Raw genomic sequence first — 13,002 nt, 5'->3', positions numbered from 1 at the left:
TCCTGGATTACCAACACCCATTCAGCCAAAGTATGTGGAAACTGTGGGAATGCTTCGAGGCCTGTTACTGATTGCATCAATGTGGAGTCTGTCCTGTGGGGAGGCTATGGCTTCGCGTGCTCCCGATTTCGCATTGATTGACCAGAATGGACGCTTTCATCAGCTTGGCCGGTATGTGGATAAAGAGCTTGTTGTTGTCGCGGCCTATCAGTCAGGATGTGCCCGGGATGATTCGGTGTTGCGGGAATTAGCGTCCTTGCAGCAGCGATTTCGTGATGCTGCGGTCAGCTTTCAGGTGCTGGTGCCTGATCCAGATGAATCGCGCAAGAGTCTGAAAGATCTGGCTGACAGACTGGGTACTGACCTTCCATTTTTACTGGACTCCTCTCAGTTGGTCGCAGATGCGCTCTCGTTTACACATTGCGGAGAAATACTGGTTGTTGATCCCGCACGTTTCGATGTGCTGTATCGAGGCGGCATTGGTTTGTACGATGATCATCCCTTGCAACTCGCTTTGGCCGCAACAATTCCCGGATTAAGCTCTCATCTTCACTACATCGTGCATTCTGAATTGCGAGGTGAGCCGTTCATTCAGGATGTAATGCCAATTAACGGCGACCCTCTTCAGTTGGCTGAGCTGCGGGCCGCCAGAGCCAGGTCGGTCAGCTATGAACAGGATGTGGCGCCGATTCTTATTGAACGCTGCCTGGGTTGTCATTCGGAGCGCGGTGCAGCTCCCTGGGTCATGAGCGGACATCAGATGGTTCAGGGCTGGAGTCAGATGATTCGCGAGACCTTGTTGACCCGCCGAATGCCGCCGGGTCAAATCGACTACGAACACGCCGATCGGTTTGACGATGTGCATCATATTACCGATGATGAGATGAGCACTTTGTTGGCGTGGATAGAGAAGGGAGCCAGGCGTAACCCCGAGCAGCCGGATCCGCTGGTACTGGCACCATCAGAAAGCAGTGAATGGGAGTTGGGTGAGCCGGATATGATCGTTGAGTTTCCGGCGCATGAGATTCCGGCAACTGGAGTGCTTGATTACATGTTTGTGCCCATCGAGTTGGGTTTGATGGAAGATAAATGGGTGCAGGCTTATGAATTTGATGTTGATGACAAATTGTCCTTGCACCACATCATTGTTTATACGCAGGATGCGCGTCAGCAGCGCCAGAATGCCAGTCGTGGCGGTAGCCGGACCAATTTTGGTGGTTATGCGCCTGGTCGAGAGCATGTCGTGCTGGATGACAGTACAGGAATACTGCTGAAGCGTGATATGCGTTTCATGATTCAGTTTCACTACACAACTGTTGGTCGTGAATTGACAGACAGGTCGCGAATTGGCCTATACTTTCGTGACAGTGCGCCAGATTACCCCTTGGTGCGAACCGCTGTCATGAATGGCGAATTCCAGATCCCGCCTGGAGTCCGGGAGTTCCCGGTGCAGGCGGAGACTGTAATAAATGAAGACAGTTATTTATTCAGTTTTGCCCCTCACATGCACTACAGAGGAAAGCACATCAAGTTTACATTGCGCTACCCCGATGGTTCCGAGGATGAGTTGTTGTCCATTCCAAACTTTCAGCATAATTGGCAAATGGTTTATCGATTGCGTGATCCGGTATTCCTGCCCGCTGGCTCGCGGATTGTTGCGGAAGGTGCGTTCGATAACTCTCGCTTCAATCCCCTGAACCCGGACCCGACGCAGACTGTAGGCTGGGGGGATCAGGTCTGGGATGAAATGTTTCTCACCTGGATGCGGATAAGCCCTGCTGATCAGCCTTTGTTGCGGAACTGACACCATGAATGTACTTCCACTGCTGCATTGTCTTGCCGACGGTGAATATCACTCGGGTCAGGATATCGGGCGTGAATTGGGTGTGAGCAGAGCTGCCATCTGGAAGCAGATGCAGGTGATCAAGGATCTCGGTGTGGGTATAGAAGCGGTAACCGGACGAGGCTACTGTATCCCCGGTGGCCTTGATTTACTCAATAAGGAGCGGATTATCTCAGCGTTCAGCGAATTGGCTCGCCCGTTGTCCGCTCACCTTGAGGTTAAATTCTCGACAGGTTCCACCAATACTGATGCCCTTGCCTGCGCGGAGGCCGGTCTTTCTCAGTGTCTCATTATCGCCGAGCACCAGCAGGCCGGTCGCGGACGACGTGGTCGGGAGTGGGTCAGCCCTTTTGGTCATAATGTGTACATGTCTCTGTTGTGGACATTCCAGAGTGGAATTGCTGCGCTGGAAGGTTTGAGCCTTGTGTGCGCGATCGCTGTTCGACGAACACTGCAGAACCAGGGGGTGGAGGGTGTCAGGTTGAAATGGCCCAATGATGTCTACCTGGATTCGCGCAAGGCGGCCGGTATTCTGCTTGAGGTAAGAGGCGATATATCCGGGCCTTGTCAGCTGGTCATCGGCCTCGGGGTCAATACCTGGCTTCCACCTGAGGTCGCCGGTCGTATCGAGCAGCCCTATAGTGACTTGCGCTCAGCGGGCCTCGCTATTGTGAGTCGTAACGATCTGGCGGCAGCGTTGGTCAACGAACTTGTATCTGCGCTGGTCTGTTTTGAGGCGCAGGGATTTGAGCCATTCAGAGAAGAGTGGATGGGTGCGGATCTATATGTTGGAAACAAAGTGGAGATTCATGCCGGAAGTCAGGTCAAGGTGGGTGATCATGCGGGCGTGGACCTGTCAGGAAGATTGTTATTGGACACCGAATTGGGTCGGGTTCTTGTGGCGGGTGGAGAAATGATGCCCGGACTGCGGCCGGCCAGTGTGTAATGCGACGGGCAATCGTCTGTCTTGTGGCGATTAATCTCCTGGTGCTGTTGTGGCACGTCATACGACCACCATCTGTTGTTACTGGAAGGGTGCAGGAAGCCGGGGATGAATTGCTGTTGTTGGCTGAGATGGAAGCGGCGCAACTGAAGTTACGGGATCGATGCTGGCTGGCGGGCCCGCTTGCTCCCGGCTACCGCGCAGATATGGATGAGGTGTGGCCAGTTATTGATGCTGGTCGCTGGCTGATAGTTGAGCGCAATGGAGATCAGCAGAGCCTTCACAGAGTCTACATTGCGCCGCCCGAGTCAGTTCCTGCTGGTGTATTCTTGACGCAGCTCAATGACGCCATTCGGGATGCTTCGTACAACATTGACAGTTATCTGGTAGCTGAAGGTGTGCTGGCTGGAAATGTGTCTCTGGGGTTGTTTGCCGACATGGCCAACGCGGAGAGAGTGCACGCGCAGCTCGAAGTGCTTGGTTACGAACCGGTGATTGCTGCAGAGTCAAGGTCTGTGGCGTATGAGTGGCTGCAGATATGGTACCAGGATCTCGAAGTGCGTGCCCGTCAATTGCTGTTGGAGCGATTCGATGCCATGGCGCTTGCTATCACAGAAAATCTCTGCGAAACGATTGCACATCAGAAATAATTCCCATAAAATGCCGCCTCTGCTTTAGAGACCCGGGAAAAAAGATATCTCGTCGGCTCTTCAGGGAGGGGTTCCCGAGCGGCCAAAGGGATCAGACTGTAAATCTGACGCGAAAGCTTCGGTGGTTCGAATCCACCCCCCTCCACCACTTATTTAAGTCGGTAAAGAGTTGATTGTTATCGAATAATTCTGGCGACAGGCGGGTATAGTTCAATGGTAGAACACCAGCCTTCCAAGCTGGATATGCGGGTTCGATTCCCGCTACCCGCTCCAATGCAGGGCTCGGTCTCTGGCTGAGAATTTTGCTCGCATAGCTCAGGCGGTAGAGCACTTCATTGGTAATGAAGAGGTCACCAGTTCGACTCTGGTTGTGAGCACCAGTTTGATTTAATGGATGTGCCGGCGCTGTTTTATGTGTCGATCGAATGAAAATGGCGGTCCTGGTCTGTGTTGGGGTCGTTTTCAGGCATGCTAGGTATAGAAATAAGAGGCGGTCACAATGGCTAAGGGTAAATTTGAGCGTAATAAGGTACACGTCAACGTTGGCACAATTGGTCACGTTGACCATGGTAAGACAACACTGACAGCGGCGCTGACACGTGTGTGTGCTGAGACCTGGGGTTCAGGTGAGGCGCGTGCTTTTGATCAGATCGACAATGCGCCGGAAGAAAGAGAGCGTGGTATCACCATCTCTACTGCGCACGTTGAGTATGACTCACCGAACCGTCACTACGCACACGTTGACTGCCCCGGACACGCTGACTATGTGAAGAACATGATCACCGGTGCGGCGCAGATGGACGGCGCGATTCTGGTAGTGTCAGCTGCTGACGGCCCCATGCCGCAGACGCGTGAGCACATCCTGCTGTCTCGTCAGGTAGGCGTTCCTTACATCGTTGTGTTCATGAACAAAGCGGACATGGTTGACGATGCGGAGCTTTTGGAGCTGGTGGAGATGGAAGTGCGCGAATTGCTCGACACTTACGATTTCCCGGGCGATGACACGCCGATCATCATCGGTTCTGCGCTGATGGCGCTGAATGGTCAGGACGACAACGAAATGGGTACAACCGCTGTGAAGAAGCTGGTTGAGACTCTGGATGAGTACATCCCTGAGCCTGAGCGTGACATCGAAAAGCCTTTCCTGCTGCCGATCGAAGACGTGTTCTCGATCTCTGGTCGTGGTACGGTGGTAACAGGCCGTGTTGAGCGCGGTATCGTTAAAGTGGGCGACGAGATTGAAATTGTTGGTCTGAAAGACACCACCAAGACTACCTGTACGGGTGTTGAGATGTTCCGCAAGCTGCTCGACGAAGGTCGTGCAGGTGAGAACGTGGGTGTTCTGCTGCGTGGTACCAAGCGTGAAGATGTTGAGCGTGGTCAGGTACTGGCCAAGCCGGGTTCAATCACGCCGCACACCAAGTTTGAAGGTGAAGTGTACGTACTGAGCAAGGAAGAAGGTGGTCGTCACACGCCGTTCTTCAAGGGCTACCGTCCGCAGTTCTACTTCCGTACGACTGACGTGACTGGTGCGGTTGAGTTGCCGGAAGGTGTCGAGATGGTAATGCCTGGCGACAACCTGAAGTTCCTGGTAACGCTGATTGCTCCGATTGCGATGGACGAAGGTCTGCGCTTTGCGATCCGGGAAGGCGGCCGTACTGTCGGTGCGGGCGTGGTCTCCAAGATCATCGAGTAATCGCAGAAAAATAATCTGGAATGGTGCAAGCCGAAACGCCCGCGAGGGGTTTCGGCTTGTGCATCTTGAAAAAGTATAGGCCAGTAGCTCAATTGGCAGAGCGGCGGTCTCCAAAACCGCAGGTTGGGGGTTCGATTCCCTCCTGGCCTGCCATTTATGGCAGCGCTGAGATAAAAACTATGACTGACAAGTCTACGACGCAGGCACCAAAGCAGGATTTGCTGAAGTGGATTGCAGTTGCAATTATCATCGCAGGCGGCATTTACGCCAACGCATACTTCTCTGCTGAGGCACTGGTGTTGAGAGTTGTTGGCATGCTTATTCTGGCTGGTTTGGCTGGCTGGATAGCCGTGCAGACTGCAAAAGGGTCCGCTTTTCTGAATCTTTGTCTGGAAGCACGCACGGAAGTGCGGAAAGTCGTCTGGCCAACCCGGCAGGAGACCACGCAGACAACCATGATTGTACTGGTTGTTGTCTTTATTGTGGCGGTCATTCTGTGGTTGCTGGATACCGCGCTTGGGGCAATTATCTCACGGATTATCGGATAGTCAGGAGAGAGCAGATGGCAAAGAATTGGTACGTGGTTCATGCCTACTCTGGCTATGAGAAGCGGGTTATGCAGGCGCTCAAAGAGCGTATTGCGCGTTCTGGAATGGAAGATTTGTTTGGTGAGGTGCTGGTTCCCACTGAAGAAGTGTTGGAAATGCGCGCCGGCCAGAAGCGAAAAAGCGAGCGAAAATTCTTTCCTGGCTATGTGCTGGTGGAGATGGAGCTCAACGATGATACCTGGCATCTGGTAAAAGAAACCCCGCGTGTGCTTGGTTTTATTGGTGGTAAGGCCGATCGACCTGCGCCCATTACCACTCGAGAGGCCAATCGTATCCTGCAGCGCCTGGAAGAGGGGCAGGACAAGCCGCGGCACAAGGTTATTTACGAGCCGGGTGAAATGGTTCGGGTTACTGATGGTCCGTTTAACGACTTCACAGGCACGGTCGAAGAAGTTAACTACGAAAAGAATCGATTGCGTGTGGCGGTTCTGATTTTCGGGCGATCTACACCGGTTGAGCTGGAATTCAGCCAGGTCGAAAAGAGTTAATAACCCCTGTCGGGCTGCCAGGCCTGACAGATAAACGGGGAGCTGATAGCGGCCGCAAGGCTGGCGTCAGCGCTTGTACCCAAAGGAGAAAGTAAAATGGCAAAGAAAGTCACTGCATACATCAAGTTGCAGGTTGGCGCGGGCAAAGCGAACCCTAGCCCGCCCGTTGGTCCTGCGCTCGGTCAGCATGGTGTGAACATCATGGAATTCTGTAAGGCCTTTAATGCCCAGACTCAGGGCATGGAAGCAGGCCTGCCGATTCCGGTTGTTATTACGGTTTATGCGGATCGAAGCTTCACATTTATTACCAAGACTCCTCCCGCTGCAGTTTTGTTGCGCAAAGCTTTGAATATTCCGAAAGGAAGTGCGCGCCCAAATACTGAAAAGGTGGCGAAGATTACCCGTGCACAGCTGGAAGAAATCGCCGCTGTCAAAATGCCTGATCTAACTGCAGCCGATATGGATGCAGCAGTTCGCACGCTGGCGGGCACAGCCAGAAGTTCTGGCATTGATGTGGAAGGAGTGGAATAAGTCATGGCTAAATTGTCAAAAAAGCAAAAGGCGATAGCGAGCAAGATTGATAGCAACCGGACTTATTCTGTTGAAGAAGCCGTTGCATTGCTGAACGAATTTGCCTCTCCGAAATTTAAAGAGTCTATCGATGTTTCTGTGAACCTCGGCGTTGATCCGCGTAAATCAGATCAGGTTGTTCGTGGTTCCACTCTGTTGCCAAACGGCACAGGCAAAGATGTGCGCGTGGCTGTATTTGCTCAGGGCGAGAACGCCACAAAAGCGCAGGAAGCGGGCGCTGACATCGTCGGATTTGATGATCTGGCAGAAAGTATTGCTGGCGGTAACCTGGACTTTGACGTGGTAATTGCGACTCCGGATGCAATGCGCGTTGTTGGTAAGCTGGGCCAGGTACTTGGTCCGCGCGGTCTGATGCCGAACCCGAAGGTTGGCACCGTGACGGCTGATGTTGCAACGGCGGTGAAAAACGCCAAAGCGGGTCAGGTTCGCTATCGTACCGACAAGAAAGGTATCATCCACGGTGCAATTGGCAAGATCGGTTTTGCTGCTGACGCTGTTCAGGGAAACCTGGAAGCATTGCTGGCGGATCTGAAAAAAGCCAAGCCGGCATCTTCCAAAGGTGTCTACATACAGAAAGTGGTTCTGTCCTCGACCATGGGTCCTGGCATTCAGGTAGATCACGCAGCACTTAAGGTTTAAGGCTGCAATGAATTACGGCGACCTGACGGTCACCGCAGACTTTGGGGTTTTGATCCGGTTGCGACCGGATCAGAGCTGTCAAAGACCGTAGGTGCTGATGATGGATTGGTCAGCTTAATTGCCTACGCAGATGGTGAGACCCGCTCCGGTTTAACGGAGTCATTCCACCAGTTAATGTTCACCTCCTCAAAACCTGGAGAGGTGGAGCAAAACAACAAGGGCCGCTTTGTGTGGTCCCTATCAGGAGTAAAGCTAGTGGCTATTAGACTTGAAGACAAAAAGCAAATCGTCTCGGAAGTCAATGAAGCTGCTAACAGTGCTTTGTCTGCAGTGCTCGCCGATTATCGCGGTGTCACTGTGTCTGACCTGACTGCGCTGCGTAAAACAGCGCGTGAGCAGGGTGTGTATCTGCGCGTTGTGCGCAACACGCTGCTCAAGCGAGCTGTTGAAGGTACTCAGTATGAGTGCATCAACGACGCGCTGACAGGTCCGACCATTCTTGCGTTTTCTATGGAAGATCCGGGTGCCGCTGCGCGCGTGCTGAAGGATTTCGCCAAAGCAAATGACAAGTTTGAGGTTAAGGCATTGTCCGTCGGTGGCAAGTTGTTAGGTGCCGACCAGATTGATGCTCTGGCTACATTGCCGACATACGACCAGGCTGTGTCTATGTTGATGAGCGTCATGCTGGCCCCGGTTACCAAGCTTGTTCGCACCTTTAATGAGGTACCGACCAAGGTTACGCGTGCTGTTGCAGCAGTGCGTGATCAAAAGCAGGCGGCATAATTCCGTATACGGTTTATTTTATTCATATTTTATTAGGAGATTAGAGTCATGGCTCTGTCTAAAGACGATATTCTGAATGCAATCGCTGAAATGTCTGTAATGGACGTAGTAGAACTGGTCAGCGCAATGGAAGAAAAGTTCGGCGTTTCTGCCGCAGCGGCTGTTGCTGTTGCTGCACCTGCTGCTGGCGGCGATGCTGCTGCAGCGGCTGAAGAAAAAACCGAGTTCGACATTGTACTGACTGCTGCTGGTGACAAGAAAGTTAACGTCATCAAAGTAGTTCGTGGCATCACTGGTCTGGGTCTGAAAGAAGCTAAAGATCTGGTTGATGGCGCACCTTCTACTGTTAAAGAAGCAGCCAGCAAGGATGAAGCTGAAGACGCCAAGAAGCAGCTGGAAGAAGCCGGCGCTACAGTGGAACTGAAGTAATTCAGGCCACAGTTTGTGATGTAAATTGTATACCGGCAGGGGGGAATCCCCCTGTCGGTATTCAATGTTTTTGAGGCAGGCATAAACGCGTTGCCATCACCGACCGAAAAATCGGCGGTGTATAGGTCTGAATCAGACCTCAAGATAGTGGGGTATATCCGGACTTCATTAACAGCGTCGCCACCCGGATATCAACAGACATACTTGCTAGGAAAACACAATGGCCTATTCGTATACAGAGAAGAAACGTATCCGCAAAGACTTTGGGAAGTTGCCGGCTGCGATGGATATTCCATATCTCTTGTCAACCCAGATTGACTCCTACAGGCAGTTTACCCAAGCCGGTGTAGCCGCTGACCAACGTCAGGATATCGGCTTACAGGCGGCTTTCAAGTCGGTGTTCCCCATTGTCAGCTACTCCGGTAAAGCAATCCTGGAGTTTGTCAGCTATGAATTGGGCAAACCTGTTTTTGATGTTAAAGAGTGTCAACTCCGCGGCACAACGTATTCGGCGTCATTACGTGTTCGCGTTCGCCTGATCCTTTACGATAAGGAATCAACTACACAGGCCATCAAGGACATTAAAGAGCAGGAAGTGTACATGGGCGAGATTCCGCTCATGACAGACAGTGGTACATTCGTGATTAACGGCACTGAGCGGGTCGTTGTGTCGCAATTGCATCGATCACCTGGTGTGTTCTTTGACCATGACCGTGGTAAGACTCACAGTTCAGGTAAGCTTTTATATTCAGCCAGAATTATTCCCTATCGTGGCTCCTGGCTGGATTTCGAATTTGACCCCAAAGATCTGGTTTACGTGCGTATCGACCGTCGCCGTAAGTTGCCCGCTACTGTATTGCTCCGTGCGCTTGAGTTTACAGCGGAGCAGATTCTGGCAATGTTCTACGAGAACAATAACTATCGTCTGGGCAAAACGGCAGAGCAGCTCATGCTGGAGCTGGTGCCGACACGTTTGCGCGGCGAAGTGCTGAACTTCAACGTTGTTGATAAAAAGGGCGAAGTCATTGTTGAGGCGGGTCGTCGTATCACCGCGCGTCATATTCGCCAGATGGAAAAGGCCAAGCTTAACGAATTGCAGGTCAGTCCCGAATTTGTTTCAGGTCAGTCACTGGCTAAAGACATTGTCAATCCGGAAACGGGCGAGATTCTGTTCGAGTGTAACTCGCTGGTCACAGCCGAGATGCTTGAAGCCATGGCTGCAGCCGGCGTGGAAACCTTTGAGACTATTTATACCAATGATCTGGATTGTGGGCCTTTCGTTTCAGAAACATTGCGTATTGATAGCACGACGTCACGCCTTGATGCGCTGGTTGAAATTTATCGCATGATGCGCCCTGGCGAGCCGCCGACCAAAGATTCAGCTGAGAACCTGTTCGGTAATCTGTTCTTTTCCCAGGAACGCTACGATCTGTCTGCGGTCGGTCGCATGAAGTTCAATCGTCGTTTGGGTCGTGAAGAAATTACAGGTGAAGGTGTGCTGAGCATTGACGACATTGTTGATGTTCTGAAAACATTGGTTGGTATCCGCAATGGTTTTGGTACGGTTGATGATATTGATCACCTGGGTAACCGTCGTATTCGTTCTGTTGGTGAAATGGCAGAGAACCAGTTCCGCGTGGGGCTGGTCCGTGTTGAGCGTGCAGTCAAAGAGCGCCTCAGTATGGCGGATTCCGAGGGTCTGATGCCGCAGGATATGATCAATGCCAAGCCGGTGGCGGCGGCGATCAAGGAATTCTTTGGATCCAGCCAGTTGTCCCAGTTCATGGATCAGAACAACCCGCTGTCGGAAGTGACGCACAAACGTCGTGTATCTGCTTTGGGACCGGGCGGTCTGACCCGGGAGCGCGCGGGTTTTGAGGTGCGTGATGTCCACCCGACGCATTACGGGCGGGTATGTCCGATTGAAACGCCGGAAGGTCCGAACATTGGTCTGATCAACTCGATGGCGACTTATGCGCGGACTAATGACTACGGTTTCCTTGAGAGCCCATACCGTCGCGTAATCGATGGTGTCGTCAGTAACGAGATTGACTACCTGTCAGCCATTGACGAAGGGCAGTACGTTATCGCCCAGGCCAGTGCGTCGCTGGATGACAAGGGTCGGTTTGTCGACAACCTGGTCACCGTTCGATATAACGGCGAAACCACGCTGATGCCCAAGGAACAGATCAACTATATGGATGTTGCTCCACAGCAAATGGTATCTGTGGCGGCAGCGTTGATTCCCTTCCTGGAACACGATGATGCTAACCGTGCATTGATGGGATCCAACATGCAGCGTCAGGCTGTGCCGACCCTGCGTGCTGAACCGCCGCTGGTTGGTACCGGCCTGGAGCGTAACGTGGCGGGTGATTCTGGTGTGTGTGTGGTGGCAGAGCACGGTGGTGTTATCGAAAGCGTTGATGCTTCGCGCATTATCGTTCGTGTCAGTGACGAGGAAACTGAGGCGGGTGAGGCCGGTGTGGACATCTACAACCTCACCAAGTATACCCGCTCCAACCAGAACACCTGTATTACCCAGCGACCGCTGGTTAAAGAAGGCGACCGCATCAGCCGTGGTGACATTCTTGCTGACGGCCCGTCCGTCGATTTGGGTGAGCTGGCACTGGGTCAGAATATGCGCATCGCATTCATGCCCTGGAACGGCTACAACTTCGAAGACTCGATCCTGATATCGGAGCGGGTAGTCAGCGAAGATCGTCTGACCACAATCCACATTCAGGAATTAACCTGTGTGGCACGTGATACCAAGCTGGGTTCCGAGGAGATTACCTCTGATATCCCCAATGTTGGCGAAGGTGCGCTGGGTAAGCTGGATGATGCGGGTATCGTGTACATCGGCGCAGAAGTTGGCGCCGGCGACATTCTTGTTGGTAAGGTGACACCAAAGGGCGAAACCCAGCTTACACCGGAAGAAAAACTGCTGCGTGCCATTTTTGGTGAAAAAGCGTCTGACGTTAAAGACACCTCACTGCGTGTACCGTCCAGCGTCAAGGGCACAGTCATTGATGTACAGGTCTTTACACGTGATGGTCTGGAGAAAGATCAGCGCGCCAAGGAGATTGAAAAGTCTCAGCTGGACAAAGTACGCAAAGACATCAACGACGAGTTCCGCATTGTGCAGGGCGCGACGTTCTATCGTCTGAAGCAGGCATTGCTGGGCAAGAAAGTAGCGGGCGGACCAGGCCTCAAGAAAGGTGCCGAGCTGACGTCTGAGTACCTTGATGGTTTGGGCGCGGACGACTGGTTCAAGCTGCGTTTGGCCGATGAAGAGCTGAACAAGCAATTGGAGCTGGCGGAAGCGCAATTGAAGCGTCGTCGTGAAGAGCTGGATGATCGTTTCGAAGACAAAAAGCGCAAGCTGGTACAGGGTGATGATCTGGCGCCGGGTGTTCTGAAGATTGTAAAAGTCTATCTGGCCATCAAGCGACGCATACAGCCTGGTGACAAGCTGGCAGGACGACATGGTAACAAGGGGGTTATCTCCGCCATTATGCCAGTTGAGGATATGCCGTTTGATGAGAGCGGTAATCCTGTCGATGTGGTGCTTAACCCATTGGGTGTGCCGTCGCGCATGAACGTCGGTCAGATTCTGGAGACGCACCTGGGTGCTGCCTCGAAAGGACTTGGTATTCGTATCAACGAGATGTTGCAGCAACGCCGCAAGGTCGACGAAGTCAGAAAACTGCTTGACGAGATTTATAACTCCGTCGGCAACCAGAAAGAAAATCTGGATGAGTTGACAGACGACGAGATCCTGGAGCTGGCCAGCAACCTCAAAAAGGGCGTGCCAATGGCAACGCGCGTGTTTGATGGTGCCAATGAGGGTGAGATCAAACAGATGCTGAAGCTGGCCGGTATGGACGAAAGTGGTCAGGTAACTCTTTATGATGGTCGTACCGGCGATGCATTTGATCGCAAGGTGACAGTCGGCATCATGTATATGCTGAAGCTGAATCACCTGGTCGATGACAAGATGCATGCCCGTTCTACCGGATCATACAGCCTGGTAACACAACAGCCATTGGGTGGTAAGGCTCAGTTTGGTGGTCAGCGCTTCGGTGAGATGGAAGTCTGGGCACTTGAGGCATATGGTGCGGCCTATACACTTCAGGAAATGTTGACAGTCAAATCTGACGATGTGGCTGGTCGAACCAAGATGTATAAAAACATCGTGGACGGTGACCACCGCATGGAGCCAGGTATGCCTGAATCGTTTAACGTGCTTCTGAAAGAGATCCGCTCGCTTGGTATTGATATGGATCTGGAAGTTTCCGGTAAATAACGAATCGCCGACATTGTGATGCCTGC

The 13,002-nt window shown here is 52.5% G+C and carries 11 protein-coding genes and 4 tRNA genes; all 15 read left to right on the top strand.

Going from position 1 to position 13,002, the window contains the following annotated elements; all coding sequences use genetic code 11:
* The first annotated feature begins 106 nt into the window (after positions 1-106).
* The 15 genes from PS2015_RS12400 to rpoB all read left to right on the top strand — a co-directional run bounded on the left by PS2015_RS12400 (position 107) and on the right by rpoB (position 12,976).
* On the top strand, positions 107-1,804 hold the full coding sequence (locus tag PS2015_RS12400; RefSeq protein WP_169792318.1) for a redoxin domain-containing protein: 1,698 nt from the start codon (positions 107-109) through the stop codon (positions 1,802-1,804).
* Between the two features lie 4 nt (positions 1,805-1,808).
* Entirely contained in the window at positions 1,809-2,789 is a 981-nt protein-coding gene (locus PS2015_RS12395) for a biotin--[acetyl-CoA-carboxylase] ligase (RefSeq protein WP_058022529.1), read from the top strand.
* Positions 2,789-3,436 carry a hypothetical protein gene (locus PS2015_RS12390; protein ID WP_058022528.1) on the top strand — a complete coding sequence of 216 codons (648 nt, stop codon included), beginning with the start codon at positions 2,789-2,791 and terminating at the stop codon, positions 3,434-3,436. Before PS2015_RS12395 ends, PS2015_RS12390 begins: the two co-directional genes overlap by 1 nt.
* 64 nt (positions 3,437-3,500) lie before the next feature.
* A tRNA-Tyr gene (locus PS2015_RS12385) sits at positions 3,501-3,584 on the top strand.
* Between the two features lie 51 nt (positions 3,585-3,635).
* Positions 3,636-3,709, top strand: a tRNA-Gly gene (locus PS2015_RS12380).
* 31 nt (positions 3,710-3,740) lie between these two features.
* Positions 3,741-3,816 (top strand) — tRNA-Thr (locus tag PS2015_RS12375).
* A gap of 119 nt (positions 3,817-3,935) precedes the next feature.
* Entirely contained in the window at positions 3,936-5,132 is a 1,197-nt protein-coding gene (gene tuf / locus PS2015_RS12370) for an elongation factor Tu (RefSeq protein ID WP_058022517.1), read from the top strand.
* Positions 5,133-5,209: 77 nt separating this feature from the next.
* Positions 5,210-5,285 (top strand) — tRNA-Trp (locus PS2015_RS12365).
* 26 nt (positions 5,286-5,311) lie between these two features.
* The gene (secE, locus tag PS2015_RS15480) at positions 5,312-5,680 is read left to right on the top strand and encodes a preprotein translocase subunit SecE (protein WP_082628127.1); all 369 of its coding nucleotides are present in this window, start codon (positions 5,312-5,314) and stop codon (positions 5,678-5,680) included.
* A gap of 14 nt (positions 5,681-5,694) precedes the next feature.
* Entirely contained in the window at positions 5,695-6,228 is a 534-nt protein-coding gene (nusG, locus tag PS2015_RS12360; RefSeq protein WP_058022527.1) for a transcription termination/antitermination protein NusG, read from the top strand.
* 96 nt (positions 6,229-6,324) lie between these two features.
* Complete coding sequence (gene rplK, locus PS2015_RS12355; RefSeq protein WP_058022526.1) at positions 6,325-6,759, top strand: 50S ribosomal protein L11; 435 nt, start codon at positions 6,325-6,327, stop codon at positions 6,757-6,759.
* A gap of 3 nt (positions 6,760-6,762) precedes the next feature.
* On the top strand, positions 6,763-7,458 hold the full coding sequence (rplA, locus tag PS2015_RS12350; RefSeq protein WP_058022525.1) for a 50S ribosomal protein L1: 696 nt from the start codon (positions 6,763-6,765) through the stop codon (positions 7,456-7,458).
* A 255-nt stretch (positions 7,459-7,713) separates the two neighbouring features.
* Positions 7,714-8,241 carry a 50S ribosomal protein L10 gene (gene rplJ / locus PS2015_RS12345; protein WP_058022524.1) on the top strand — a complete coding sequence of 176 codons (528 nt, stop codon included), beginning with the start codon at positions 7,714-7,716 and terminating at the stop codon, positions 8,239-8,241.
* A gap of 48 nt (positions 8,242-8,289) precedes the next feature.
* Positions 8,290-8,670 carry a 50S ribosomal protein L7/L12 gene (gene rplL, locus PS2015_RS12340; protein WP_058022523.1) on the top strand — a complete coding sequence of 127 codons (381 nt, stop codon included), beginning with the start codon at positions 8,290-8,292 and terminating at the stop codon, positions 8,668-8,670.
* Positions 8,671-8,890: 220 nt separating this feature from the next.
* Complete coding sequence (rpoB, locus tag PS2015_RS12335) at positions 8,891-12,976, top strand: DNA-directed RNA polymerase subunit beta (protein ID WP_058022522.1); 4,086 nt, start codon at positions 8,891-8,893, stop codon at positions 12,974-12,976.
* Positions 12,977-13,002 lie beyond the last annotated feature (26 nt).

The sequence above is a fragment of the Pseudohongiella spirulinae genome, from assembly GCF_001444425.1.
Lineage (GTDB): Bacteria > Pseudomonadota > Gammaproteobacteria > Pseudomonadales > Pseudohongiellaceae > Pseudohongiella > Pseudohongiella spirulinae.
Note: the sequence above shows the minus strand (reverse complement) of the source record. Positions and strands in the feature narration are given on the sequence as shown.